General features: G+C 58.5%; 22 protein-coding genes and 1 pseudogene. 4 read left to right on the forward strand and 19 right to left on the reverse strand.

Going from position 1 to position 25,926, the window contains the following annotated elements:
• Window positions 1–36 precede the first annotated feature (36 nt).
• Window positions 37–1,017 (forward strand): glycoside hydrolase family 130 protein, encoded by a 981-nt coding sequence (locus IPM39_23280; protein ID MBK8988957.1) that lies wholly within the window; start codon window positions 37–39, stop codon window positions 1,015–1,017.
• 31 nt (window positions 1,018–1,048) lie between these two features.
• On the opposite strand, the gene IPM39_23285 is transcribed toward IPM39_23280, so the two are convergent.
• Window positions 1,049–4,519 carry an AAA family ATPase gene (locus IPM39_23285; protein ID MBK8988958.1) on the reverse strand — a complete coding sequence of 1,157 codons (3,471 nt, stop codon included), beginning with the start codon at window positions 4,517–4,519 and terminating at the stop codon, window positions 1,049–1,051.
• Between the two features lie 229 nt (window positions 4,520–4,748).
• On the opposite strand from IPM39_23285, the gene IPM39_23290 reads away from it, so the two are divergent.
• Window positions 4,749–5,246, forward strand: a complete 498-nt coding sequence (locus IPM39_23290) for a hypothetical protein (GenBank protein ID MBK8988959.1) — start codon at window positions 4,749–4,751, stop codon at window positions 5,244–5,246.
• 5 nt (window positions 5,247–5,251) lie between these two features.
• Here the strand turns inward: IPM39_23290 and IPM39_23295 are convergent, their stop codons facing one another.
• The 11 genes from IPM39_23295 to IPM39_23345 all read right to left on the reverse strand — a co-directional run bounded on the left by IPM39_23295 (window position 5,252) and on the right by IPM39_23345 (window position 16,149).
• Window positions 5,252–5,785, reverse strand: coding sequence for a pyridoxamine 5'-phosphate oxidase family protein (locus tag IPM39_23295; protein ID MBK8988960.1), 534 nt, complete (start codon window positions 5,783–5,785; stop codon window positions 5,252–5,254).
• A 132-nt stretch (window positions 5,786–5,917) separates the two neighbouring features.
• Entirely contained in the window at window positions 5,918–6,976 is a 1,059-nt protein-coding gene (locus tag IPM39_23300) for an ABC transporter ATP-binding protein (protein MBK8988961.1), read from the reverse strand.
• 92 nt (window positions 6,977–7,068) lie between these two features.
• Window positions 7,069–8,742 (reverse strand): iron ABC transporter permease, encoded by a 1,674-nt coding sequence (locus tag IPM39_23305; protein MBK8988962.1) that lies wholly within the window; start codon window positions 8,740–8,742, stop codon window positions 7,069–7,071.
• 271 nt (window positions 8,743–9,013) lie between these two features.
• Window positions 9,014–10,102: an iron ABC transporter substrate-binding protein gene (locus tag IPM39_23310; GenBank protein ID MBK8988963.1), complete on the reverse strand. Its 1,089-nt coding sequence runs from the start codon at window positions 10,100–10,102 to the stop codon at window positions 9,014–9,016.
• A 306-nt stretch (window positions 10,103–10,408) separates the two neighbouring features.
• A complete protein-coding gene (locus IPM39_23315) occupies window positions 10,409–10,957 on the reverse strand; it encodes a 2-oxoacid:acceptor oxidoreductase family protein (GenBank protein MBK8988964.1) in 549 nt (182 codons plus the stop codon).
• A gap of 322 nt (window positions 10,958–11,279) precedes the next feature.
• Window positions 11,280–12,560, reverse strand: coding sequence for a PLP-dependent aminotransferase family protein (locus tag IPM39_23320; protein MBK8988965.1), 1,281 nt, complete (start codon window positions 12,558–12,560; stop codon window positions 11,280–11,282).
• 149 nt (window positions 12,561–12,709) lie between these two features.
• Window positions 12,710–13,504 (reverse strand): 2-oxoglutarate oxidoreductase, encoded by a 795-nt coding sequence (locus IPM39_23325; GenBank protein ID MBK8988966.1) that lies wholly within the window; start codon window positions 13,502–13,504, stop codon window positions 12,710–12,712.
• Window positions 13,505–13,516: 12 nt separating this feature from the next.
• Window positions 13,517–14,620, reverse strand: coding sequence for a 3-methyl-2-oxobutanoate dehydrogenase subunit VorB (gene vorB, locus IPM39_23330; protein MBK8988967.1), 1,104 nt, complete (start codon window positions 14,618–14,620; stop codon window positions 13,517–13,519).
• Window positions 14,621–14,628: 8 nt separating this feature from the next.
• Window positions 14,629–14,907 carry a ferredoxin family protein gene (locus IPM39_23335; GenBank protein ID MBK8988968.1) on the reverse strand — a complete coding sequence of 93 codons (279 nt, stop codon included), beginning with the start codon at window positions 14,905–14,907 and terminating at the stop codon, window positions 14,629–14,631.
• A 503-nt stretch (window positions 14,908–15,410) separates the two neighbouring features.
• On the reverse strand, window positions 15,411–15,827 hold the full coding sequence (locus IPM39_23340) for an OsmC family protein (protein ID MBK8988969.1): 417 nt from the start codon (window positions 15,825–15,827) through the stop codon (window positions 15,411–15,413).
• Window positions 15,828–15,882: 55 nt separating this feature from the next.
• Entirely contained in the window at window positions 15,883–16,149 is a 267-nt protein-coding gene (locus IPM39_23345; protein ID MBK8988970.1) for a hypothetical protein, read from the reverse strand.
• A gap of 103 nt (window positions 16,150–16,252) precedes the next feature.
• On the opposite strand from IPM39_23345, the gene IPM39_23350 reads away from it, so the two are divergent.
• Window positions 16,253–18,073 carry an ABC transporter ATP-binding protein gene (locus tag IPM39_23350; protein ID MBK8988971.1) on the forward strand — a complete coding sequence of 607 codons (1,821 nt, stop codon included), beginning with the start codon at window positions 16,253–16,255 and terminating at the stop codon, window positions 18,071–18,073.
• A 65-nt stretch (window positions 18,074–18,138) separates the two neighbouring features.
• Here the strand turns inward: IPM39_23350 and IPM39_23355 are convergent, their stop codons facing one another.
• Both IPM39_23355 and IPM39_23360 read right to left on the reverse strand, forming a co-directional pair.
• On the reverse strand, window positions 18,139–18,936 hold the full coding sequence (locus IPM39_23355; GenBank protein ID MBK8988972.1) for an ATP-binding cassette domain-containing protein: 798 nt from the start codon (window positions 18,934–18,936) through the stop codon (window positions 18,139–18,141).
• 1,242 nt (window positions 18,937–20,178) lie between these two features.
• Window positions 20,179–22,044: a hydrogenase iron-sulfur subunit gene (locus IPM39_23360; protein ID MBK8988973.1), complete on the reverse strand. Its 1,866-nt coding sequence runs from the start codon at window positions 22,042–22,044 to the stop codon at window positions 20,179–20,181.
• Between the two features lie 60 nt (window positions 22,045–22,104).
• On the opposite strand from IPM39_23360, the gene IPM39_23365 reads away from it, so the two are divergent.
• Window positions 22,105–22,329: a hypothetical protein gene (locus tag IPM39_23365; GenBank protein MBK8988974.1), complete on the forward strand. Its 225-nt coding sequence runs from the start codon at window positions 22,105–22,107 to the stop codon at window positions 22,327–22,329.
• 233 nt (window positions 22,330–22,562) lie between these two features.
• On the opposite strand, the gene IPM39_23370 is transcribed toward IPM39_23365, so the two are convergent.
• The 5 genes and pseudogenes from IPM39_23370 to IPM39_23390 all read right to left on the reverse strand — a co-directional run.
• Window positions 22,563–22,982: a cytochrome c gene (locus IPM39_23370; protein ID MBK8988975.1), complete on the reverse strand. Its 420-nt coding sequence runs from the start codon at window positions 22,980–22,982 to the stop codon at window positions 22,563–22,565.
• A gap of 417 nt (window positions 22,983–23,399) precedes the next feature.
• Window positions 23,400–25,032, reverse strand: a pseudogene (locus IPM39_23375) (cbb3-type cytochrome c oxidase subunit I).
• 19 nt (window positions 25,033–25,051) lie between these two features.
• A complete protein-coding gene (locus tag IPM39_23380) occupies window positions 25,052–25,309 on the reverse strand; it encodes a cupredoxin domain-containing protein (GenBank protein MBK8988976.1) in 258 nt (85 codons plus the stop codon).
• A gap of 226 nt (window positions 25,310–25,535) precedes the next feature.
• Window positions 25,536–25,667: a cytochrome c oxidase subunit 2A gene (locus IPM39_23385; GenBank protein MBK8988977.1), complete on the reverse strand. Its 132-nt coding sequence runs from the start codon at window positions 25,665–25,667 to the stop codon at window positions 25,536–25,538.
• A gap of 35 nt (window positions 25,668–25,702) precedes the next feature.
• Window positions 25,703–25,926: SCO family protein (locus tag IPM39_23390; protein MBK8988978.1), on the reverse strand; the 224-nt coding region annotated here is incomplete at its 5' end.

The raw sequence follows: 25,926 nt of genomic DNA on the forward strand, positions 1-25,926 counted from the left end.
AAGAAGACAAAGAAACAAAGAGATAAAGGAGCAATTATGACCACTCAACCATTCAGCCACATCCCCAACATACCGTGGGAGGAACGGCCGTCCACCACCAGCGACGTCATCTGGCGCTTCAGCCGCAATCCGATTATCCCCCGCGACCTGATCCCGTCGTCCAATTCCATCTTCAACAGCGCCGCCGTACCTTTCAACGGCAAATTCGCCGGCGTTTTCCGCTGCGACAACAAAAAGCGGGAGATGAACCTGCACCGCGGCTTCAGCGACGATGGCTTTACCTGGCGGCTGGACAACGATCCGATTGATTGGCAGTGCGCCGACGAGGAAATCGGCCGTTACCAATACCGCTACGATCCCCGCGTAGTCTGGATCGAAGACCGCTACTGGGTGACGTGGTGCAACGGCTACCACGGCCCGACCATCGGTGTGGGCTACACCTTCGACTTTGAAACCTTCCACTTTTTAGAAAATGCCCTGCTGCCCTTCAATCGCAACGGCGTCCTCTTCCCCCGGCGGATCAACGGCAAATACGTCATGCTCAACCGGCCGTCGGACAACGGCCATACCCCCTTCGGCGACATCTACCTCAGCCAGAGCAAGGACATGGTCTATTGGGGCGAGCATCGTTATGTGATGGGGACCAGGGGCGGCTGGGAAAGCACCAAAATCGGCGCCGGCCCCATCCCCATCGAAACGCCGGAAGGCTGGCTGTTGATCTACCACGGCGTCCTCACTTCTTGCAACGGGTTTGTCTACGCCTTTGGCGCGGCGCTGTTGGATTTAGACCAGCCGTGGAAGGTGATTTATCGCGGCGCGCCCTATTTGCTGGCCCCGCAAACGTTGTACGAATGTGTCGGCGACGTGCCCAACGTCGCTTTCCCCTGCGCCGCGCTCTACGACCAGCCCACCGGCCGTATCGCCATCTACTACGGTGGCGCAGACACGGTGACAGCCCTGGCCTTCTGCCAGTTGGATGAGCTGCTGGGTTGGCTAAGGGAGAATGGCGCGGAGTAACGGCCGTTAACCAGCCAGACCCGAAGGGTGTTCAATACCCTTCGGGTTTCCCCCCCAGCAGCCCGCGCACGGATTCAATCACCTCATTCAGCGACATCTCTTGCCTGGCAAGCTGCGCCGCGGCAAAAGCGGCGGGGCCAAGCTGGGTAGCTAAATCGGCCAAAAACAGCCTGGCCCTCTCCCGCGTTTCCCACCAGGCAGCCAGATGGAACTGCACAAAAGCAGCCAGCGCCACCGCCCCGGCCAGGTCGCCCTCGGCCGCCAACAGGTTCGCCACGCCATAGAGGGCCATCAGCGTCACCCCCTTGTCGCCCAAAACCATCACATAATGCACCGCCGCCTGATAACAACGGCGGGCGGCGGCAAACTCGCCTTGAGCGATTTGCGCCAGACCATAGTGGGTATAAATGTACCCCTGCCCCCACGGATGATAGGTATCGTGCATCGCTTCGAGGGCCTGATCATAATGGGCGCAAGCCGCCGCCCAATCCTGCCCCATCAAGGCCAAATCGCCCAGGCCGCGATGGTAATACACCAACCCCAGGCTGATTCTATGCTGCCGGAAGCCGACAAAACTTTGTTCGTACAGGTCACGGGCGAAATCGAGTTGGCCTTGCAGACGGCGCAGTTCGCCCCATTCCCAGCAGCCCCAGGCCAGGCCCTTTTCATCCTGAATCTGGGTAAAGGTCAACTGGCTAACGCTGCGCCAATGCTCTGCCAGGGCAAAGTCGCCCAACCGGCCAGCGGCGATGCTTTGCCAGGATTGGGTGTGGGCCACCGCTTGCCTATCGCCCACCTGGATAAAAAGCGTTTTGGCTGATTCAAACCAATCAATCGCCTCGCGGAACTGTCCGTTGGACATGCTGATGTCCGCCATGTCGTAGCGCACATGGGCCGCGCCCCGGCTGACGTTAAGTTGGAGGAAAATTGCCTGGCACTCTTCCAGCAAGCGGAACGCTTTTTCATAGTGGCGATTGATCGCTTCGATGCGGGCCAATGTTTGCAAATTACGCGCCAGCAAGGAAGCAGAACCCAGGCTCCGGGTGACAGCGATGGCTTCGGTAAGGCATTGTCGCGCTTCGTCGGGATCAAACGTGGCGAGTGTGCCGCCGAGCATATCTAAGAAGAGGGCGATAGTGAATAGGTCGCCGCCTTCCCGGCTCAGGCTAAGGCCATGCCGGAAGTATTGCAGCCCCTCGTTAATGTCCACGTACCAGGTGTAGGCCAGGGCGAGCAGAGCGTAGAGAAAGCCAAAGTCACGCTCCAGCCCTTCTTGGACCACAAGCTGCATGGCGCGGCGGGCTATCTCCCTCGCCTCGTAGCCGCTGATTTCATCTATGAGGCTCCAGGCGCGAGCGGACAATAAAGCGGCAAGGGTGCGGCGGGCAAGTGGTGAGTTGTTGGTGGCAACGGCCGTTTCCACCGCCGCCAGCCCATCACGCATCAACGAACCGAGGCTGCTGTAGAGGGAGCGGCTCAGGTAAAAAAGTAACAGCCCATCAAGCGCATTCAAGACACGCATGTACTCTCCCTGCTGCGCTGCCCAGAGCCAGGCCGCCCGGCAGTTCTCCTCATCCGGCTCCAGTTGGGCGATGGCCGCCTGCTGCCCTGCCCCTTTGATTTGTTCGCCTTGCCTTTGCAGCAGTTCAGTGAAATAAGCGCTAAACCGATCGGCGGTTTGGGCGGCCAGGTCGGGCTGGGCGATGAGCCGCTCGTGGGCATATTGGCGCAAAAGTTCTTGGATTTGGTAACGGCCGTTCTCCCCCCGCCACAACAGCGACTTTGTCACCAACCCCATCAGGTCACGCAGAGAAGCGCCGGCGACCGCCTGGGCCGCCTCCCGGCTAAAGCCGCCGGAAAAGATGGAAAGCTGGGCGAAGGTAAGCCGCTCCGCCTCGCTGAGCAAATCCCACGTGTAGTTAAAAACGGAGCGCAGACTGCGCTGCCGCTGGGGCACGTCGTACTGCTCTGTCTCCAAAAAGTCCAGGCTGCGGGCAATCTCATCGGCAATTTCGGCCGGCGAGAGCAGCGCCAGCCAACCGGCGGCCAGTTCAATGCCCAACGGCAGCCCGTCTACCAAAGAGCAGATGCGGGCGACATCCAGCCAATTGTCTGGCGACAGACGGAAATCAGGCGCTGCGCGTCGGGCGCTCTGGGCGAAAAGTTGAACAGCGCTGTAACTCTCGGCGTCGGTGGGTTGGCGCCAGGCAGCGGCCGTTTCCCGGTCCGGTGCGCGCATCCCCGGCACAGGATACAACTGCTCCCCCTGCACGTTCAGCCGCAGGCGGGAAGTGGTCAACACTTTCAGGCGCGGCGCGGCGGCGACCATGTCGGCCACCAACAGCGCGCCATTCTGTTCCAGCAAATGTTCGTAATTGTCCAGCACCAGCAGCATTTGCTTAAAACGCAGAAAGTCCAAGAGCTGCTGGCGCAGCGGCTGCTCCTCGCCACGCGCCGCAAACTGCACCGCCGAGGCGATGGCGGCCGGGATGTATTCCGGGGTAGAAAGCGGGGCCAACGGCACAAAATAGACGCCATCGGCAAAGCGCTCTGGTTCTATCTGGAGATAACCGGCGGCCAACTGCAGCGCCAGGCGGCTCTTGCCGCAGCCACCCGGCCCCAGCAAGGTTAACAGGCGGCTGGATGGATCGGCAAAGAGGCGGCGAACTTCGGCCATCTCCTGCGTCCGGCCGACAAAGGGGGTGGGTTGGGCGGGCAGATTGTGGCAAACGGCCGTTTTTTGCGGCGGCGTCATAACCGGCGGGGGCGGCGGGGCGGTCAGTTCGCCCGTCCGGATTGCCTCATAAAGGGCGACGGTCTCTGGCGTGGGTGCGGCGCCCAACTCCTCAGCCAGGATGGCCGCGCACTGTTCATATTGGCGCAAAGCCGCGCCGCGCTGCCCCATCCCGGCATAGAGCCGCATTACCTGCCGGTGAGCCGCTTCATCCAGTGGATCCAAAGCGAGCCAACGGCGGGCGTAGGCAACGGCCGTTTCCCCTTCCCCCCTTTCCCCATGATAAATCGCCACTGTTTGCAGCACTTTGCCAACTTGTTGGCGCAGCGCTTCGGCCATTTCGTACTGCCAGGCATCGAACTCTGGCGCGTCGCGCAGGGTAAAGCCGGCCAGGAAATCGCCAACGTACAGGCTGGCGGCTTCGGCCAGCGCAGCAACCTCACCGCTGGCTGCCAGGCGGCGAAATTCGGCCACATCTAGCCAGACGCCCTCTTGCGTGGCGAAGGTGATTTGTTCCCGGTCCGCTGCCAGATAGCCGGGGCCAAGCATCTGGTTGATTTCCCACAGGGTGCGGCGTAAATAGGCCAGGGCGCTGGCCTGGTCCGATTCGGGCCAGAAGCGAGCGGCGAGCGCTTCGCGGCTGTGGGGAACGGCCGTTAATGCCAGATAGGCAAGCAGCGCCACCGCCTTGCATCGGTCTGTTGCCACCGGCGCGCCATTCTGTTCAATGCGCGGCGCGCCCAAAAAATGAAACCTTAATTGCGCCAATGTCGCTTTCCCAACAGGCCAGGACACGTAGCCGTAGTCCGTAAGCCGTAAGCCGTAGTCCGTACTTCGAGAGGGATTATAGCAAATGAAGGCGTTGACGCGGAAAACTCCGCGCCGCCAGGGTGAAAAACGCTGAACCGAAACGTTTTCCGAAACGAGGCGCGCAACGCATGGGAAACGGCCGTTGGCTAAACTGTAGACATAGCGAAACAAAGGAGCGCATGACACAATGTACAGCAATCTACAACTAACACACGAAGCATACCAACAGGCGATGGGCGCGCAAACGGCCAACATCAACGCCATGCGCGACCGGTTGATTCGCACCTTCTGGCGGCTGCGGGCAGCAAGCCAGCGGCAGCGCTTCTGGGAACGGCTGACTGGCCGACCGAGCCTGCTGCTGGACCTGAATGAAGAGAAGGCGAAAACGGCCGTGACCACGCGCCATCACGAAGGGATTCAGACCATCTCCCTGAACCGCATCGTTGGCAGCGAAGGACGCCAAAACGACTTCGACGCCAACTTTCGGCCCCGGCAGGCAAACGGCCGTGACCGGTGGGTCAGTGTGGCGCTAATGCGGGCATTGGGCAAGAGCCTGCCGCCCGTCTCCCTGGTACTCCTGGGCGACGCCTACTTCGTCCGCGACGGCCACCACCGCATTTCAGTAGCGCGCGCTCGTGGCGAACTAGACATCGAGGCAGAGGTTATTCGCTGGCAAACAGCATGAATTTTCTAAGACACAGGCACAACGTTTGTCGGGAAGATAAATCGAGTAGCGGTGTTGGGAAAATCTTGTTCCAGCCAGGCAAAAGCTGCGGCAGGACGCAGGCCATAGGTAGGATTGGCCGCGTCCTCCGCGCTGGCGCTCATGTCCATGCCATATTTTTGCCCATACAGTTCATAGATAAGGCGCAGCAGCGCGGGGTCAGTGACCGGGCTAACATCACCTTCCAAAATAACAACATCGTCGCCGCTTTCCAGGTGCAGGCTGATGGCCGGATTATGCGCCAGATTGCGCCCCTTGACGCTGCTATGCCCCGTGCCAAAATAGAATGTTTCATTCAGCCACAATCCCCAAACCGGCGCGGCGTGAGGACGGCCGTCTGGCCGGGTGGTGCAGACCCAATAATTGCGCGCCAGCGCCATTTTCTGGCTGACATCTTGCCAGGACACCAGGCCGTCTTGCGATTCTGCCAGACCATAACCAGGCATGTGCGGGCGCGATACAGTTGGCACAGGTGGAATCTCCAGGGGCAAATCGTTCATAGATACCTCCTTGTCAGTGTTCAGTGTTCAGTGTTCGGTGTGTGTTCGCCAGAGGTAACGCCGTCTGAATAACTGGTTACTGAATACTGAACACTGATTGTATCGCGTGAATCCTGACATCTTTTGTCAGGATCAGGTCAGTTCGGCGACAATGGCCGTTTCCCCATCAAAACAGAAGGGGGTATGCCCCGGCCGAATGGTCGCCTGGACGGCGGCGCCAACCGGGAACTGAATGCGGTGCGACTGCCAGCTTGATACCACACTGCCATCGGGCAGAGCCACCCGATAGAGGTAGGCAATGCCCTGGAACTGCCGCGCCAGGACACGGCCGTTGCCGGCTGCATCTGCTTCCAGTTTCACATCATCGGGGCGCACCATCACCGCCAGCGGCTTGCCGGCAGGCAGATCGTGGGCCAGGGGTGTGAACCCCAGCGCCGTCTGTACGCCGGTGGCGACGGCCGTGCCAGGGATGAAATCGCTGTGTCCCATGAATTCGGCCACAAAACGGGTGCGCGGCTGATGGAAGATCACTTCGGCCGGTCCAATCTGTTCCAGCCGCCCGCCGTTCATCACCGCCACCTGGTCGCCGACAAACAGCGCCTCTTCCTGATCATGGGTGACAAATACGGCCGTTGTGCCGCTGGCCCGCAATAAGTCACGCACTTCCTGGCGCACGGCCGTTCTCAGGGCGGCGTCCAGGTTGGAAAAGGGTTCGTCTAGCAGCAAGACGGCCGGTTTGGGGGCCAGCGCCCGCGCCAAGGCCACCCGCTGCTGCTGCCCGCCGGACAATTCATGGGGCATTCGCCCGCCCAACCCGGCCAGCCCAACAAAATCTAGCATCTCACTGGCGCGGGCGGCGCGCTCTTTGCCGCGTGGCAGACCAAAGGCCACGTTATCGGCGACGCTGAGGTGCGGGAAGATGGCGTAATCCTGAAAGACCATGCCGGCGCGTCGTTTTTCCGGCGGGAGATGGAAACGGCCGTTGGCGACTTCCTGCCCATCAATCACAATCAGACCACCGTCCAACTGCTCGAACCCGGCCATCAACCGCAGTGTCGTTGTTTTGCCGCAGCCGCTTGGCCCCAGCAAAGCCAAAATCTGCCCCGCCGGGACGCTAAACGACACGTCGTTGACAACGACTTGGTCGCCAAAGGCTTTGCTGAGATTGCGGCAGATAACGGTGGGGGACATTTTCACGAAGAGACGCAAGGGACAGGGGCTAATTGGGGCCAAAGGATCGCTTTGTTTCTTATGCGCCTTTGTCCCTTTGCCATAAATTCTCGTTATTTATCACGCAGAGTAAGAATTGCCAGGGGGACCGACGACAGCAGCAGCAGCAGCAGTGTCGGAGCGGCGGCGCGGGCGAAGAAGGCTTCACCGATATTGGTCCAGATTTGCGCCGCCAGGGTGGAAAAGCCCAACGGGCTGAGGATGAGCGTGGCCGGCAGCTCTTTCATGCAGGTCAGGAACACCAGCGCGCCGCCAGCCAGAATACCGGGCCGCACCAGCGGAAAGGTAATGGTGCAAAAAACGGCAAACGGCCGTTTGCCCAAACTACGCCCCGCCTCCTCCAAACCACGCGACACTTGCAGCAGCGACGCTCGCTGCGCCCCCACCGCCTGCGGGATGAACAAAATGACGTAAGCGGTCAACATCATCGGCAAGGTCTGGTACAGCGAGGGCGCGTAGCGCACGCCAAAAAAGACAAACGCCAGGGCCACGACAATGCCCGGCAGGGCATAGCTGGCATACGTCACCTGCTCAAAAAGGCGGCTCAATTTGCTCGGACGCCGCACCACCAGAATAGCAATTGGCAGCGCCAGCATCATCGCCAGCAGCGCGCCCAACAGCGACGCCGACAGCGAGTTGACGGCCGGTTGCAGCAAAGAGGCCAGCGATTGTAAATTACTCTGCGGCGCGCCCAGGCTGCGCACGCCCCAATCCTGATTCCAACCGCGCCAGAACCAGTAGACCAGCCCGACTGTGGGCACAATCAGGCTCACAAAGACAACGCTGCCGATGAAAGCCAGCGCCGGAACGCGCCAAATGCCCAATCGCACCGGCCGGTGCTGCCGCGCTGCGCCGGAGGAAAGGCGGGCGTAGCGGGTTTTACCCCGGCTGCGCTGCTCCAGAGTGAGGATTATGGCCGTTACCAACACCAATACCAGGGCAATCGCCGCCGCCGCATCCAGTTGAAACGCCTGATAGCGATTGTAGATAATGCGCGTGAAGGTGCTGTATTGCAGCATCGTCACCGCGCCAAAATCACGCAGCACGTAGAGGGCCACCAGCAAACCACCGGCCATGAGCGACGGCCGTAAGTAAGGCAGCGTCACCCGCCAGAAGGCTTGCCAGGGGGACAGTCCCAGGCTGCGCGCCGCTTCCACCAGAGATGGATCCATGCGCTTCAACGCCGCGCGGGTGGTCAAGAAAATGGTCGGGTAGCTGATCAGCGTCAGCACCAGAAACGCGCCGGGGAAGCCAAACGGGCTGGGCAGCCGCTGAATACCGGTGAGCGGATAGAGCAGCTGCTGCAACAAGCCTTTGGGAGTGAGGATAGAGACGTAAACGAAGGCGGCGACGTAGCTGGGCAGCACCAGGGGCAGCGCGGCCAACACCGCCCACAACCGTTTGCCGGGCAAATCGGTCATGGTTGTCAGCCAGGCCAGGGGGAGGGCAACGGCCGTGCCAGCCAACGTCACGCTTCCGGCCAATAACAGCGTGTTGCCCAAGACCGTCCAGGTGCGCGGGCTGAGCAGTGTGTCCAGCGTTGTCTGGCCGGCGCCACCAGCCCGCAGCAGCAAATAAGCTGGAACCAACAAGATTAGCCCGGTCACCAATACGCCGCCAACCATCAGCAGCAGATAAAACGGCGACCCATGCACCTGCGGACGCGCCCATTTGGTGGGTACAGCCAGTGGTTTTGGTTGAATTGTCGTGTTGTTGAGAACGCCCATGTGCTTATTTCACGCCAGACCCGTCAGGTCTTATTCCTAACCTATGACCCACAGCCGATTATGGTTATCCTTCATCGAAAAACAATGGCGAGCGTTAAACCAAGAATTGACCATCGCTTAGTTAAAAATTAACTACGGTTCATTTGTGACAAGATGACGGAGAGACTTGGAGACTGGGAGACGGGGAGACTTGGAGACTGGGAGACTGGGAGACTCTCCTCGTCTCCCCGTCTCTTGCTCTCCTGGTCTCCCCGTCTCCCCGTCCCCCGGTCTACTCAATAATGCCCAATTCCACCAGCAGCGCTTGCGTGCCGGCCAGGTCAGCCAGATCGGTCAGGGTGATGGGAACAGCAGCGGCGTCCAGGTCGGCCAGCGCGGGCAACCCGGCGACGGTGTTGACGCCGCTGATCACCGGGTACTCGTAAGTCTGGTCGGCGAAGTATTGCTGCCCTTCCAGCGAGAGCAGGTAGGCAATGAATCGGGCCGCGTTAGCGGCGTTGGGCGCGGTTCTCAGAATCCCCACGCCGGAGACCATGATCAGCGAGCCAGGGCCGCCACCGGGCAGGAAGTAGTTGCGGGCGGCAAAACCTTCGCCTTGTTCGGCCAGGAAGCGGTAGAGGTAATAGTGGTTGACAAAGCCGACTTCCACTTCCCCGGCGGCCACCCCGGCGACAATGGGCGTATTGCCATCGTAGACCACCGGGTTGTTGGCCTGAATGCCGGTCAGCCAGTCGCGGGTCTTGTCTTCGCCCCACAAGACGCGCATGGCCGTGACCATGGCCTGGAATGAGCCGTTGGTGGGCGCCCAACCGATACGGCCGTTCCACTTCTCGTCCACAAAATCATAAATGTCGGCCGGCAATTCGGCGGCCGGGTCGGTGATGGCGCTGGTGTTGTAGACCACCACCCGCGCCCGGCCAGAGATGCCCACCCATTCACGGTTGTCGGCGACGAAACGGGGGACAACATCGGCCACCAGTTCGGCCGGCAGGGCGGCCAGCATTCCCGCCCCCTGCACCGCGCCTAAACCGCCGGGGTCTTGGGCATAAAACAGGTCGGCGGGCGAGTTGGCCCCTTCTTCCAACAGCACCCCGGCCATTTCCGACGTGCTGCCATAGCGGACCTGCACATCTATGCCGGTGGCCGCTTTAAACTGGTCAATAATGGGTTGTACTAGGCTTTCGGAACGGCCGGAATAAATGACCAGTCGGTCGCTGGCGGCGGTGGTGGCTTCGGGTTCCATGCTGCTGGCTGAGGGGGTGGCTGGGACAACGGCCGTTGCCCCCCCACCAGCACACGCAGCCAGACCAATCGCCATTAAACTAAACCCAACCAATATAATCATTTTGCGCAAACGCATGGCAAAACTCTCCTTTTCTGAATAGTAGATTGGTTTCAGTGGTCAGTGGTCAGTGGTCAGTATTCAGTATTCGGTTGTTACTGAACACTGGTTACTGAACACTGGTTACTGAACACTGGTTACTGATGTGGTTGATTATGGTCTGGGGATGGGTTCGTTACAATGGCAGCCGTTAAGTTGGAAGTTGACGGCCGTTAAGCCACTTTTAAGGCAAGCATTCAAACAAAAGTTAACCGGGGTTTAGTTGGACGAGGGGGAAAAGGAAGTTGAACTTCTCCATAGAAGCTCAACTTCGTCACTTTGTTGTCAGGCGTGCACGGCCGCGGCCACATCGTGCCCTTTTTGCACAACCAGTTTGTTGGCTGCCAGCAGGTGCGCTTTGCTGCTGGGCAGGTGGGCATCCAGGGTTTGCATCAACTGCTCCAGGGTCAAAATCGGCCGACGCGCCAGCAGCGCGCCCAGGGTCGCCATGTTCATCATTTTGGCCGAACCCAACTCGTTGGCAATGTCGTTGGCCGGTACATAGGCTACTTCAATATCTGTGCGGGTGACCGCCTCGTTAATCAGTGAACTATTCACCACCAGCAGCCCACCCGGTTTGACCATCGGCTCGTACTTCTCCAACGATGGCAGATTCAGCACGATGGCGACGTCCGGGTTGGCGACAATGGGCGCGCCCACCGGTTCGTCGCTGATGATGACGGTGCAGTTGGCCGTGCCGCCGCGCATCTCCGGCCCATAAGAGGGAATCCAGGTGACATGCAGATTGTTTTCCATACCGGCATAGGCCAACAACTGCCCGGCAAACAAAACCCCCTGCCCCCCAAATCCAGCGATAATGATTGATGTTTCCATATTAGTTTCCTTAAGCGACAAAGCCTCGCAGACTTTTGTCGTTTTACCGTAATGGTCAAGAGTTAGTCAAAGTCATTCTGAGCGGAGTCTGCGGAGCGAAGAATCCCGGTTTTCAGCCTGAGCGGAGTCTGCGGAGCGAAGAATCCCGGTTTTCAGCCTGAGCGGAGTCTGCGGAGCGAAGAATCCCGGTTTTCAGCCTGAGCGGAGTCTGCGGAGCGAAGAATCCCGTTTTTTCAGCAGCAGGGGATTCTTCCTCGAAGACTCGTCAGAATGACACTGATTCCAACCTATTCTTGACCACTACACTTTTGTCGTTTTACGCTTAAGCCATAACCAGTTCTGTTTCCCGATGTTCGTTGAGCACCTGGGTGAGGACCAGACCCAACCGCCGGATGCCTTCTTCGATTTGCGCCGGTTGGGCGTTGGAGAAGTTGAAACGGGCAGTATTGTGGCCGATGCCTTCGACGGCGTTGGGATGGAAGGCCGCGCCAGGGACAAAGGCGACTTTGTATTCGACGGCCGTTTTCAGCAGTTCCGCGGCGTCCAACCATTCCGGCAGCGTCACCCAGAGAAACAGGCCGCCAGACGGCCGTGTCCAATACACCCCCAACGGAAAATGCTCCTCCATCGCCGCCAGCATCACGTCGCGCCGTTCGCGGTAAACCTGGCGGATGAGCAGCTTGTGTTCATCCAGATAGCCATCTTGGGCTACTTCGGCGGCCACCATCTGCGCAAACGTGCTGGTGTGCAGGTCCATGCCTTGTTTAGCCATAACACAGCGCTTGATCACATCTTCCGGGGCCACGATCCAGCCGAGGCGCAAACCAGGGGCCAGCGTCTTGGAGAATGTGCCCAGGTAAATGACATTGCCACGAATGAAGCCACGGCCGTTTTGCGCCGGTTCCGCCTTAGCCAGCAGCTCAGCGTCCAGAGCAATCAGGGGCGGCAGGTGGTCGCCCTCGTAGCGCAGGTCGCCATACGGGTCGTCTTCGATGATCGGCACACCGTAATGATCGGCGATCTGGATCAATTGGCGGCGGCGCTCCAGCGACAGGGTGACGCCGGCCGGATTCTGAAAATTAGGCAAGATGTACATGAATTTTGGCCCGGCGCGCAGCGCTTCGATAAAACGCTCGTCCAGGCAAATGCCGTCGTCGTCCACCGGCACGGTCACATAATCGGCCTGATAAGCGCGCCACGCTTGCAGCGCCCCCATGTAGGTGGGCTGCTCCGTCAAAATAACATCGCCGGGGTCCAGCAGTATCTTGCCGATGAGGTCTAGTGCCTGCTGCGCGCCGCTGGTGATGAGGATGTTTTCTGGCCGGGCCTTGATGCCGTATCGCCCCATCTTCTGCACGATGTATTCGCGCAGCGGGCGATAGCCTTCGGTGGTGGAGTACTGCAGCGCCTGCGCCCCATGGTCGGCCAGGACGCGCTTGGTAGCCTCTTCAAAGCGGGCCACCGGGAACACTTCCGGGGCCGGCAGGCCACCAGCAAAAGAGATAATGTCTGGTTGTTCGGTTAACTTCAGCAGCTCACGGATGATGGAACCGCTCATGCCTTGCATTCGTTGGGCATATCGTCGTGTCCAGGGACAGGTCATTTTTGCTCTCCTCTGTGTCTGGGAACGCAGGCTTCTCGCCTGCCAGGGCGGACGGGACGTCCGCGCTCCCAGGTGATTAACTGCGCAACAGCCGCCCTTGCGCCAGTGACAGGCGGCGTGGCGGACGGGACGTCCGCGCTCCCGGGTGATTAACTGCGGGCGCGTTTGCTTTGCAGCGCGTCGGCCACTTTATAATCGCCCAGCGGGAAGACCGGGATCATCTGGTCGCGGACCCAGTGGACGGCGTCTAGGGGATTTAATCCCCAGTTGGTGGGGCAGCTTGAGAGCAGCTCGACGATGCTGAAACCCAGGCCCTGCATTTGCGCCTCGAAGGCGGTTTTGATGGCTTGTTTGGCCTGGATAACGTGACGGGCGTCGTGCAGACTGCGGCGAACGCTGTAGACGACGCCGGGCAGCCCGGCCATCATTTCGGCGACGTGCATGGGTTGGCCGGTGGAGAGGACTTCACGGCCGTTCGGCGACGACGTTGTAATTTGCCCGCTCAGGGAGGTCGGGGCCATCTGGCCGCCGGTCATGCCATAAATGGCGTTGTTGATGAAGATGACCGTTAGCTGCTCGCCGCGCGAGGCGGCGTGTACGGCCTCGGCCAGGCCAATGGAGGCCAGGTCGCCATCGCCCTGGTAGGTGAAGACGATGCTGTTGGGGTTGACACGCTTGATGCCGGTGGCCATGGCTGGGGCACGGCCGTGCGCCGCTTCGGCCGCGTCTACATTAAAATAGTTGTAGGCAAACACCGCGCAGCCCACCGGGGCCACCAAAATGGTGCGTTCTTGAATACCCAACTCATCAATCACTTCGGCGATGAGGCGATGGGCCACGCCGTGGGTGCAGCCGGGGCAGTAATGGGTGTGGCACATTTCCAGGCTGGACGGCCGTTCGTAGACCAGTTTTTCTAGCTGCTGTTCAGGGGCTAACATTACCATGCGTTTGTTCTCCTATTGCTGCCGGTGAAGGGCCAGCACTTCGCTGCGCCGCCAGACAGTGCGGATTTCTTGCTCGATTTCGTCGGTGAAGGGCATCAGGCCGCCCATGCGGCCCAGGAATTCTACCGGCACGCTGCGACCAACTGCTTCGCGCACGTCGTGGAACATCTGCCCGGCGTTCATTTCGACGACGAGGAAGGCTTTGGCGCGGTCGGCTAATTGGGCCAGCCGTTGTTCGGGGAAGGGCCAAAGGGTGATGGGGCGGAAAAAGCCCACCGGGACGTTGGCTTTGCGCAGGTTTTTAACGGCCGTGCTCGCCACTCGTCCCGCTGTGCCAAAGGCCACCACGATGATTTCGGCGTCTTCGATGAAGTTTTCTTCGTAGCGCACTTCGCTGGCTTCAATAGCGGCCAGTTTGTTTTGCAAATGGACGTTGAAAATGTGCAGCTCTTCGGCGCTCATGTGGATGGAAGTGATAATGTTTTTGTCGGGCAGACGGCCGTTTTGCCGTCGTTTGTCCTGACCGGTTAGCGCCCAAGACGGCCGTAACCCGGTCATCTCGCGCATGGGCGGCAGTTCTGCCGGTTCCATAAGCTGCCCAATAGCCCCATCCAACACCAAAAAGACGAGTGTGCGGTACTTTTCCGCCAGGTCGAAGGAAAGGGTCATCAGGTCAATGGCTTCTTGAACAGTGGCCGGCGCCAGCACAATGGGGTGGAAGTCGCCATGTCCGGCCTGCTTTACCACCTGGTTATAATCGCTTTGGCTGGGCTGGATATTGCCCAGGCCCGGCCCACCGCGCATCACATCCACCACGACGGCCGGCACTTCAGACCCGGCGATGTAGCTAAACCCCTCTTGCATCAGGCTGATGCCGGGGCTGCTGGAGGAGGTCATCACCCGCACGCCGGCCGAAGCCGCGCCATAGACCATGTTCACCGCCGCTACTTCGGATTCGGCCTGCAAAAAGACGCGGCCCAATTCGGGCATTCGTTTGGACATATGCTCTAACAGTTCAGTTTGGGGGGTGATGGGGTAGCCAAAATAGGCTTCGCAGCCGGCGCGCACGGCCGCTTCGGCGATGGCGACGTTGCCTTTTAATAACTCTTTTGCCATGGGGCCTCCTAAGCGGCCAGACTGAACGAGTGGGCGTTCAGCGCAGGCTCTTTTTTTTGCGGTTTTTGGGGGATGTCGCGGTAAACGGTGATACAGCCATCGGGGCAGACGGTGGCGCACAGGGTGCAGCCGGTGCAGTCGTGGAGGGGGTCTAACAAGATGACGGGGCGATAGCCTTTGCCGTTCAGGTCTTCGGCCAGCACCAGAATGTCCTGGGGGCACGCTTCACGGCACAATTCGCAGCCTTTGCACCGTTCTACGTCAATGACGACTCGACCTTTTGCCATAATGGGAACTCCTTTTAAGGGGGGCGGGCGTCACGGGATGGGTGACGCCCGCCCAATGACTTGTGGCGGTTCTTGGTGTGGACAACGGCCGTCTATGTGGGAATAAGCCGCCATTGCCTTTGCGCCAGGTTGGTAACTTACAGTTTGGGAATCAACCAATGAGGCGACAATAACTGCGGCTTTTACCCCGCAGCTACTATGGATTATGCGCTTTTTTACACCGTTAGGATAGTGACAGATTGATAGATTCTCGGTGACAAATGTCACATCTGAAAAGCGGTAAATAGTTAATAATAGAATCTAGTTCATTGCTTTTGGTTTATTATATGAACCAATATGCACAAGATAGCGGTGTGGAATCAAAAACCGGGGGTAGTTTTGGCATGGGCGGGATGGCGCGGACAGAGAACAGCCGCAGGGGACGGCATTCTCCCGCGCCGTCTCGCCCAACAAGACCCGAAGAGAGGCGAGACAGGCGGGAGGCAAGGTATGGGTGTTGGAGTCTACGTTTGAATGATCTGGTAGGTGTGGCTGATGGGCACAGCCTTTGCCAGCATAGCCTGAGCCGGGCAGTAAGCGGTTTCTGACAGTTCGATGGCTCGTTCGACGGCTTTGGGGTCCAGGTTACGGCCGTGCAAAACATATTCAACGGTGATAGCTGTAAACACTTTCGGGTGGGTCGCAGCCCGCTCGGCGTGGACCCGCACCTGGAAACCGGTGACGTCTTGCCGTTTTTTCTGGAGGATGGAAATCACGTCCATACCGGTGCAGCCGGCCAGACTGATCAGCATCAACTCCAACGGCCGTGCGCCCAAGTCATGCCCGCCTACGCTAAAATCACCATCAATGGTGATGGGGTGGCTGCTGTCGGCAACGGCCGTAAATTGCAGGCCATCGTGCCAGGTAACGTTTGCATCCATAAAAGTCTCCTTTGCTCAACTTGCTGGAAGACACGCTTCCAGGAACAATAAGCTATCAGGTAAACGCGCCGCCTGCGACCGCGTGTCCACAAACGGGACAGGTCAGCACAAACAGACCATCATATGCCAGACGCCCGTTACCACAAGCCGAACAGAGGTCGCCCGGTTTGGGATCCGGTTTCTGGCAAGCTGGCGCAGCGGAATTGCGCCACCAAAAGGTGGTCTGTGACGCTGCCTGTGTCGGCTTGCCGTTGATTTGCGGGGCATTCATCAGGTGTAAGAATAGCCATCCACGCCGCGCTGCGCCAGTGATTTTCGTCATAAGCTCATGAGACAATCTGTCATAACGGCCGTTTGCCTGTAAGATACAGTTTTTATATCGAATCATGACTGGAGTCGAAACGATGGCTATGAGATTGAGACGGATGGGCCGTGACTATGAAACGGACGTAGACGGCCGTGTGCCCCGCCTGTCTGGTGAACAAATACACACCTACCGGCGGCTGCTGCGTTATGTACGGCCGTATCGCCGTTGGATGGTCGTGTCTATCCTGGCGCTGCTGTTTAGCGTGGCCCTGGGCCTGATTTTGCCACTGGTCATTCGCAACCTGGTGGACATTGTATTGGTAGATAAAAACTTCACCTTGCTGAACCAATTGGCGTTGGGGCTGCTTGTGGTTTTTTTGTTGCAAGGCGTCGCCAGTTTCGTCAACCAATTGTCGCTGGCTTTTGTGGGCGAAAACGTGGTGGCCGACATTCGTGTGGCGGTATACAGTCATTTGCAGTCATTGTCGCTCAAATACTTCACCGACCATCGCACCGGCGAGATTGTGTCGCGCATTACCAACGATGTGGTGCTGCTGCAAACGGCCGTCACCGACAACCTCGTCGCCCTGCTGCGGCAGGCCATCACCCTCGTAGGCGCATCTATTTTGCTTTTTGTGCTGGACTGGCGGCTGACGCTGATCATTCTGCTGGGCATCCCGCCGATTACCCTGACGATGGTCTGGTTGGGGCGCAAAATCCGTCGGGCGGCAACGGCCGTGCAAGACGCCCTGGCCCAAGGCGCCAACGTGCTGGAAGAAACCGTCTCCGGGGTGCGCATTGTGCAATCTTTCGCCCGCGAGGAATATGAAATCGGGCGCTTTTCGGCGCGGGTGACAGACATCTTCAACGCCGCCATGCGCCGGGCAAAAATCGGCGCGGTGTTGGGGCCGATTATCGGCTTTATGGCCTTCGCCTCAATTACCATCACCCTCTGGTTTGGCGGCTACGAGGTCATTCAGGGGCGGCTGACGCCTGGCGACCTGGTGGCCTATCTGATTTACACCATGCTGGTGGCTGCGCCCATCGCCTCGCTGGCCGGGCTGTATGCCCAATTTCAGTCGGCTATTGGGGCCACCGAGCGGCTGTTCGACTTACTGGATACACCGTCGGAGATAATCAGCCGGCCAGATGCGCCGCCGCTGCCGCTGGTGAATGGCGAGGTGGTGTTTGAAGACGTGAGTTTTGCCTACAGCACGGCCGTTGCCCTGTTACGCTCTGTCTCGTTCACCGCCCGGCCCGGCCAGGTGATCGCTTTGGTGGGGCCGAGCGGGGCGGGCAAGTCTACCCTGGTAAGCCTGATTCCGCGCTTCTGGGATGTGGATAACGGCCGTGTCACCATAGACGGCCACGACATCCGCGACGTGAATCTGCGCAGCCTGCGCGAGCAAATTGGCATTGTGCCCCAGGAGACCACCCTGTTCTCTGACACGGTGTACAACAACATCCGCTACGGCAAACTAGACGCCAGCCGCGACGAAGTGGAAGCGGCCGCGCGCGCCGCCAACGCCCACGACTTCATCTTGAGCGATTTACCCGAAGGCTACAACACACCGGTCGGCGAACGCGGCGTGAAGCTCAGCGGCGGGCAGCGCCAGCGGGTGGCCATCGCCCGCGCCCTGTTAAAAGACCCACGCATCCTCATTTTGGACGAAGCCACCTCATCGCTAGACAGCGAGAGCGAGAGCCTGGTACAGGAAGCGCTGGACCGGTTGATGCAAGGGCGCACATCGTTCGTCATCGCCCATCGGCTGAGTACGGTGGTGAATGCGGATTGGGTGTTGGTGCTGAATGAGGGGCGCATTGTGGAACAAGGAGACCATGCCAGCCTGCTGGCGCAGCCGGATGGCCTGTACACGCGTCTTTACCACATGCAGTTCGCCAGCGCCGACGCCCTGGCGGAAGTGTCTCTGAAGACGTGAGAGAGGGTAGAGGGTGGAGGGTGAAGGGTGAAGGGTGAAGGGGTCTTTGGGCGGAGCAGCCGAATCTAATTCATTGTGGTGGTGGGAGTTAAATGGGGTTTGAACTGTGTTTCGTACAGGCTGGCATACAGCCCGCCTTGCGCCAGCAGCGATTCGTGCGTGCCTTGCTCGACCAACTGCCCTTGTTCCATCACCAAAATCAGGTCGGCCGCCAGGATGGTAGACAAACGATGGGCGATGACAAGGCTGGTGCGCCCCTGCATCACACGCTGCAATGCCTCCTGAATTAGCGCCTCAGACAATGAGTCCAGGTGTGATGTGGCTTCATCCAGTACCAGAATACGGGGGTTTTTCAGGATGACGCGGGCGATAGCGATGCGCTGGCGCTCGCCGCCGCTGAGGCGATAGCCACGTTCGCCGACGACGGTATCGTAGCTATCGGGTAGGGAGATGATGAAATCGTGGATGTTGGCGGCCTGGGCGGCCGCGATCATCTCTGCCTGACTGGCATCGGGCCGGGCATAGAGCAGGTTGGCGGCGATGGTGTCATAAAACAGGTAAGTTTCCTGGGTGACCATGCCGATATTGTCGGACAGGGTTGGCAGGGTAAGGTCACGGATGTCGTGGTTGTCTAGCAGGATACGGCCGTTTGTTGGGTCATACAGCCGCGGGATGAGGTAGGTGATGCTGGTTTTGCCGGCGCCGCTCGGCCCTACCAGGGCCGCCAGTTGGCCCGGCTCGATGGTGAAGTTGATGTTTTGCAGCGCCCAACGGTTTTGCGGCGGCACGGCCGTTTCCTCGTTGTCCGCCTCACCATTGGCCCCCGCTGCTTGCCTCGTTTCACGTGCGCCTCGCTGTTCCAGTCGAAGCGGTGTACTTCTTGCAGGCCAATCTGGCCGTTTTCCACGTCCACGTAAGTAAAAGAAACATCTTCAAATTGGAGACGGCCGTTTACCTGCGCCAACGCCAAAGCATTTTCTTTCGCCTGAATTTCCACCGGGATGTCTAACGCTTCAAAAACCCGCTCGAAGCTGACCATACTCTGGGCAAATTCAACCGGGGCGTTGGTCAGGGCCATCAGCGGGCCATATAACTGGTTGAGATACGCGCCAAACGCGACAATCGTGCCAACGGTAAAAGCGCCTTGCAGCACCAACAGGCCGCCCACCCAATACACGGCCGCCACCCCCACCGCGCTGACCACGCTGAGCAGCATAAAAAACCAACGCCCAATCACCGCCGAACGAATGCCAATGTCGCGCACTTGGGCGGCGTCGTAGCTAAAGCGGCGTACTTCGCGTTGTTCGCGGCCAAACAGCTTCACCAACAACGCCCCGCTGACATTGAGCGTCTCGTTCATGGTGGCGTTCATTTCGGCGTTGTGCTCCATGGATTTGCGGCGCAAATCGCGCAAGACGCGCCCAATGCGGCGCGCCGGCAGCACAAACAGGGGTAAGATCGCCAACGCCAGCAGCGTCAGCCGCCACTCCAGGGCCAGCATGATGCCCAGAGTAGCCAGCAAAGAGACGACGTTGGAGATGATGGTGACAGTGGTGTTGCTGATGGCCTGCTGCGCGCCAACCACGTCGTTGTTCAGGCGGGACATCAGTTCGCCGGTGCGCGACTGGGTGAAGAAGCGCAAAGACATGCGCTGCATGTGGGCGTACAGTGTGCAGCGCAAATCAAAAATAACGCCTTCGCCGATTTCGGAATTGAGATGGCGCTGCCAGACGCCGATGACGCCGTTCAGCAGCGGGATCAGCACCATGCCCAGGGCGACCAGATTCAGCAGGCGGTAATTTTGATCGGGGATGGCCGTATCTATGAGGGCGCGGATGAGCAGTGGCGAGAGCAGCGACAACCCGGTGATGAGCAAAATGGTGAACAACAACAAAACGACCTGGCCGCGATACGGCCGTGCAAACCCCCACACCCGCCACAACAATTCGCGGGTAATCGCCGGACGGTCCTGGGCATCGTCATGCCGGATATAAGCAAACCAACCACCACCATGAAAAGCCATAGGAACTCCTGCTGACCATTAATTGCTGAAAGCGATGACATGTGTCCAAAGAAATCTTCGCGCAATTTAAGAAACGGGCGGATTACGGGCAGTCGCGGAAACAGCCGGGGTCTTGGAATGGCTGAAAGGTCAGACGCAGTATTTGGCCGGGCTGCAAAACGGCCGTCTCGTCAAACAGAACCAGAGTGGTGCGCGCCGCCTCATTGACCAAGCTCAAGGTAATATGATGTTCGCCAGGAGCGATGGCCTGTTCGGCCAAAATTGGTTTGGGCTTCTTTTTCTGCCAATCAGCCGTGTCCACAGAGCTTGATAATACCACATCCCCATCTACCACCAACTGCATGTGCATGGTCGTCGTCGGATGCAGACTAGACGGCAGCGGGCCAAATGGCGCGGAAGGGTCATCCAGGGCAATTTGCACGATCACCGGCTGCGCCGGCTGCGGGCGAAAAGGCAGGTCGGTCAGGAAAATTTGCATGACCATCACCAGCGCCAGCAGGGCAAAAGCGGCAGCGATGTTGCGCCAGGTGAAGGGCACAAACAGGCGGCGGTTGGCCGGGTAGTCTGGCTCTGCCTGCCCCGTTTCCGGGTTTGGTCTGGTGACTGACTTTAATTCAATGGCCTGGCTGAAATCGTTGGGGGGCAGCCAGGCGGCGGTGATGGGGCTGTTGGCGTAAGCCCGTTTCAGCCGGGGCACACGTTCGCGCAGCAGGCGCAGCTCTGTCCACAGGTTGCCTTCCCGATTGGCGCAGTCGTCCGGGGGGCAGCCGACAACCTGTACGGCCGCTGCCCCGGCATTTAATGTGCGCACCAACAAATCGGGCGGCGCGGCGCCCACACACGGTAAGGCGATGACTTCAATGGCCGGTTGGTTGGGAGAACGGCCGTTCCCCGGTAAAAATGGTTTAGCCCCATGCGCGGCATGCCGTTCGCAGGTAAAAATCACCTTAACGCCTTCGGCGGGTGCTTTAGCCTGGGCCAGAGCCAACTGCGCGGCCACTATGTCCCACAAAATTTCCGGCGCATCGTGTCCCATGCTGACAGCCACGCCATCACACGAACCGACACAAATGCCGCAGGAGACGCACAGGCTGGGGTCTTCGATGGCGATGTATTTGTGCGGCTTGCCATCGTGCCGCTCCACCATTTGAATCGCGCCAAACGGGCAATCCAGGGCGCATTTGGTGCAGCCGGTGCAGCGATCCTTGAGGATATGCACTTTAGGCGCGGGGTCGGCGCGCCGGCCCTTCGACAGCCAGGGCAGGGCCAGACCAACGGCCGTCAGCACCAACAAAGAAACCCATAATATGATTTCGGCCGTTGTGCCGGCAGCGGGCAAGTAGAAAAGAAAAATGGGGTCCAGGGTGATGGAGCCGGGCAGCTGCAAGGTATTGGCCTGGGGCAGCATCCCCACCGGGAAAAGTATCGCCCCCAGCAGCAAGACAATGCCCAGCCCTACCGTCCATTGGGTGTCGGGCAGCCATTTGGCCCGGCTGAGGCGTTTGATGTGTAACCAGAAGAAGACGGCCGTGACCACAAACAACAACACATGGGCGGCCATCACCAATCCAATAATCCACCACGTATTCTGAGCCATTTCGGCCTGAATCAGGCGCGTCATCACCCCGGGTCCCCAGGCAGTAAAGCGCTGCAGCAAACCGGTAAACGCATCGCTGATGGCCTGCGCCCGCTGGTCCCAAATGAGCCAATACCCGGTGACGCCGGCCAGCCACAGAAACAGCGTCATCACCACACCCGTTACCCAGGCCAGCCAGCGCGGTCCGCGAAACCGTTCCATAACCAGCGTGCGGTAAGCGTGCAGCAGGGTCGTAATCACCAGCGCGCCAGAGGCATACCGGTGGATGGCGCGCATGGTACGGCCGATAAACTGGCCTTCCAGTCGGGCAACCGCGTTATAAGACAGGTCGTAGCCATACTGGAAAAACATGAACAGGTAAAGACCGGTCAGGCCAACGATTAGCAGCAGAAAGAAGGCAATGGTGCCGGTATGGTAAAAGGGGTTGAATTGCAGGCTGCCAACCAGCCGGTTGACGGGGCGTTCGACGGCCAGGGCTATTCTTTCCAGGCCGTGCGCCCAGGCTGTTTGCTGCGGCCGCCAATGGGCGAGGGTGTGGGGAGAACGGCCGTTCTCCGGGAACGTCCCGACTCCGGTGTCCAGACGTCACACATGGCGCTGGCTGCGCCACCAACAGCATCCCAGGATACGTCGTAGGGATGGTCGGCTTCGTACTCAGCTTCGGCTGACTGGCAATATCTCGGGCAGAGTGAGAGATGGGGGAGAGACGGCCGTTGCCACCTGGCAATCACTCGCGGCATCCACTCCTGGCAATACTTCCGGCTCCGCCAGTTTCCTTCGCATGATAGACAGACAAAAATGGCTTTGTGCCCCAAGCTCTTGCCCGGAGTCACAAAGCCACATTCTTTAACCAGCCAACACAGCTTCGACTATTTCAGCGTCAGCATATAAGCAACCAGATCGGCGATCTCTTGCTCATTCAGTTCCGCGCCAAAATTCTGGTACATCACGCCTGGCGTAAATCCGTCTACAATGTGCACATCTGGGCTGAGAATAGATTCATGCAGATACTCTTCGGCCGTTTGACCTTCCGTATAAGTAGCGGCGCGTGTGCCAACGCCAGCATGGGAAGGGCCAACCACCACAACCCCCGCTTCCAGCGAGTGACAGGTAATACAACCAGGCGCACTGGCCGAACCAATCGTGGTCTGGGCATAGAGCTTCTCGCCCCGCGCCGGATTGCCGACGACACCTACAGCTTCAGGCTCACTGCTGCCGCCGCCACCACAGGCAGCCAAAACCATTGATAACGCAATCACCAGTACAACAACCATCCAAAACTTACGCATTGTTTCTACCTCCATTTAACATAAACTGAAATTGTGGGGCAAACCAACAAATCCTACCCAGCGCTGACCAGGAAAATACATAACAAACCTGTCTAAATGTTCCACTTCTGCGGAGAAGTTGAACATTTGCGCAGCTTATTGACGCACTTCACCGGGTCAACAACAGGCGCGGCGCATTCACTTGTCGGATGCCCATTCAATTGTTAAGAACTTCGCAATTATACTGCAACGCCTATGAACATGGTAGACCACAATCGGGTAATCGGGTATCAGGCATGAGACCCGACTAATAGCCGCAAACTGAAGTCCGTATGCGGTTTTCCGGTGGCATTTGCCAGAGTTGGCGTCCTGCGGAATACGGGATACGGATCGCCGAATACGGGTACTAGACAATCGTCAGGCAGTTAACCAAAGCGTTTACCACACCTTAAAACCAGGAGAGGTCATATTGGCGTTGATGATCATGTCCACCAAAATTGGGCCGTAAGCGACGATGATCAACAACACGGTCACGGCCAGCCAGGGCTTCCAATTATCCAGCCAGGCTGGCGCCGGGTGTTCCATATCGTAAGGTTCGGCCACAGGCATTTCGATGGGCGCGGCAAGCCGTTTCTTCGAGAAAACCGTGCCCAGCATGTTGCCGTAGAACAACAAACCGCTAATGCCCAGAATAATGCCGCCAATGGCCGCTTCAATCAGCATGGGCATCCAGGCGTCGGTGGCGTAGGGGGCAACGCCCAACATCGTGCGGCGCGGCGAACCATAGTTGAGGCCCAAAATGTGCAGGCCATTGCCCATCAACAGCATCCCCACAAACCAGGTCCAGGCCTGGATCAGGGCCATTTTGCGGTTCCACAACGGCTTGCCGCTGAGTTTAGGAACCAGCCAATAAGCGATGCCAAAAAAGGTCAGGGTAACGGCCGATCCGACGGTCAAGTGGAAATGACCAGGAACCCAACTGGTATTGTGTACCACCAAATTCAGGTTATAAGACGAATTCGTCAGGCCGCCAATGCCGCCAAAAACAAACAGAATCATCGCCAAATTCTGCGCCGCATACGATGGGTCGCCCCAGGGCAGCGCCCGTACCCAACTGAGCAAGCCCGTACCGCCGTTATTCCGCCCGCCGATTTCCAACGAAGCCACGACGTTGAAGGCGGTCAGCATACTGGGTAAAAACAGCAAGTAGGTCAGCAAGCCATGCAAAAACTTCCAACCGGCCGGTACGCCGGGGTCCAGGTATTGATGATGCAGACCAACGGGAATCGACAGGGCCAGGAACAGCCAGAAGACCAGACGGGCCAGAGGCTCGCTAAACAATTTGCCGCCTGCCTGCTTGGGCAACATGCCATACCAGGAAACATAAGCCGGCAGCAGCCAGAAGTAAACCAGCGGATGGCCAGTGAACCAGAAAAAGTGCGAGCCAATTGCGGGTCTGTGCCTTCCACCAGGCCAAAAGACCAGGGAATCACCAGCACCAACAGCTCTGTCGCACGCCCAACGTGGCGATTTGCCACATCACCATGGTAATCAGGAACCAGGGCGATCAACAGCGTCTGACGCCTTGGTTTTCTTTACGCCAGGCGATGTACGTCAGGTAAAAGCCCCAACCGCTAATCCAGGAACCAACGACCACCAAAACCAGACCGATGTAAAAGAACGGATTGGCCATCAGAGGCGGATAAAACGTGTATAGGACAGTGGCCAGGTTTAGCAAAATGGGGATTGCAGCCATGACCAACCCGATGATCATGGTGATCAGACCGACAGCGTTGAGTTTGGGGTGGGTCAGCTCTTTGTTCAGGCTGTGGGTGACGGTAAAGGTGAAAAATCCAACGATAAAAAAGGTAGTCCACACCAGGGCATTGAGGACGGCATGAATGGTAAGCCCCTGGTAATAGCTGGCGACGCCGATTTTGTTCAGGGTGGAGTAAAAGTTGATGCCGACGTATTCTAATTTTTGTAATGGGCCAAAAAAGCCACCAATGAATAAGGCCGTCATGGCCACGCCAATATTCCAGGCGGTTAGTTTGTGTTCTCGCGCAAACATTTCTGTCTTCCCTCCTGCCTTATGGTTCTACGATGACTTTGCCGGCCATGGTATGGTGCCCAACGCCGCAATATTCATGGCAGACAAAATCGTATTCTTTGGGTTCGTCGAAGGTAACGGTTAACTTGGACACCTCACCGGGGACAATTTGCATGTTGACGTTGGTTTCGTTGATCCGGAATCCGTGCTGCACGTCTTTGCTGGTGACGTAGAAGGTGACGGTGGAACCGGCAGGAACCCGAATTTCTCGCGGAACAAAGGACCATGTCTGGGACATAATGTAGGCTTCGTATCGCTTTCCGGGCACCAACTCGCGCAAGCCGGGTTCGCCGAAGGGATTGCCGGGCCCAGGCGTGGCGATATGTCCAGGGATCAACTCTTTGTTCCGGGACCGGGACCTGGATGCCATACACAAAACTGCTGACGCCGACGGCGGCAAAGAAGACCGAAATCAGGGCGACGCTGAAGATGATGTATATTTTTTCGTTGTGGCTCGATGTGGATCATGGCGTGATGGTCACTCCTCGAGACAACAGCGTCAGATACGCGCTGCCCCATAACGCGATGATGAGGATGATGAAGATTATCATGATCGCCATCGTACCCTGTGGAGCTTTGTACTTTTTTTTTTCCATCCAAAACCTCCTTGACTGCTTGTGTTTGTAACCTGTCAATCGTAATGGAGCAGATAGCGCAGATCCACGGCCATATCTTCCCCTTTGGTCTCAAAAGGGAATACCAGACGCAAACGGCCGTTCCGATCCATCACACTTACCGTCGCCGTATGATCAACCAGATAGCCAGTGGCTGGCGTTCCCTCATGTTTTTGGTAATAGATGCCCAACTGCGTGGTAACGCCTAACAACTCAGCCTCGCTGCCGGTCATGCCAATAA

It is taken from the genome of Candidatus Leptovillus gracilis (genome assembly GCA_016716065.1).
Classification (GTDB): Bacteria; Chloroflexota; Anaerolineae; order Promineifilales; family Promineifilaceae; genus Leptovillus; species Leptovillus gracilis.

Bases quoted from the DNA above. Each gene is read 5' to 3' on its own strand.
- IPM39_23280 (MBK8988957.1), top strand. From the start codon at position 37: ATGACCACTCAACCATTCAGCCACATCCCCAACATACCGTGGGAGGAA.
- IPM39_23290 (MBK8988959.1), top strand. From the start codon at position 4,749: ATGTACAGCAATCTACAACTAACACACGAAGCATACCAACAGGCGATG.
- IPM39_23295 (MBK8988960.1), bottom strand. From the start codon at position 5,785: ATGAACGATTTGCCCCTGGAGATTCCACCTGTGCCAACTGTATCGCGC.
- IPM39_23300 (MBK8988961.1), bottom strand. From the start codon at position 6,976: ATGTCCCCCACCGTTATCTGCCGCAATCTCAGCAAAGCCTTTGGCGAC.
- IPM39_23305 (MBK8988962.1), bottom strand. From the start codon at position 8,742: ATGGGCGTTCTCAACAACACGACAATTCAACCAAAACCACTGGCTGTA.
- IPM39_23310 (MBK8988963.1), bottom strand. From the start codon at position 10,102: ATGCGTTTGCGCAAAATGATTATATTGGTTGGGTTTAGTTTAATGGCG.
- IPM39_23315 (MBK8988964.1), bottom strand. From the start codon at position 10,957: ATGGAAACATCAATCATTATCGCTGGATTTGGGGGGCAGGGGGTTTTG.
- IPM39_23320 (MBK8988965.1), bottom strand. From the start codon at position 12,560: ATGACCTGTCCCTGGACACGACGATATGCCCAACGAATGCAAGGCATG.
- IPM39_23325 (MBK8988966.1), bottom strand. From the start codon at position 13,504: ATGGTAATGTTAGCCCCTGAACAGCAGCTAGAAAAACTGGTCTACGAA.
- vorB (MBK8988967.1), bottom strand. From the start codon at position 14,620: ATGGCAAAAGAGTTATTAAAAGGCAACGTCGCCATCGCCGAAGCGGCC.
- IPM39_23335 (MBK8988968.1), bottom strand. From the start codon at position 14,907: ATGGCAAAAGGTCGAGTCGTCATTGACGTAGAACGGTGCAAAGGCTGC.
- IPM39_23340 (MBK8988969.1), bottom strand. From the start codon at position 15,827: ATGGATGCAAACGTTACCTGGCACGATGGCCTGCAATTTACGGCCGTT.
- IPM39_23345 (MBK8988970.1), bottom strand. From the start codon at position 16,149: ATGACGAAAATCACTGGCGCAGCGCGGCGTGGATGGCTATTCTTACAC.
- IPM39_23350 (MBK8988971.1), top strand. From the start codon at position 16,253: ATGGGCCGTGACTATGAAACGGACGTAGACGGCCGTGTGCCCCGCCTG.
- IPM39_23360 (MBK8988973.1), bottom strand. From the start codon at position 22,044: ATGTTTTTCCAGTATGGCTACGACCTGTCTTATAACGCGGTTGCCCGA.
- IPM39_23365 (MBK8988974.1), top strand. From the start codon at position 22,105: ATGGTAAAAGGGGTTGAATTGCAGGCTGCCAACCAGCCGGTTGACGGG.
- IPM39_23370 (MBK8988975.1), bottom strand. From the start codon at position 22,982: ATGCGTAAGTTTTGGATGGTTGTTGTACTGGTGATTGCGTTATCAATG.
- IPM39_23380 (MBK8988976.1), bottom strand. From the start codon at position 25,309: ATGTCCCAGACATGGTCCTTTGTTCCGCGAGAAATTCGGGTTCCTGCC.
- IPM39_23385 (MBK8988977.1), bottom strand. From the start codon at position 25,667: ATGGAAAAAAAAAAGTACAAAGCTCCACAGGGTACGATGGCGATCATG.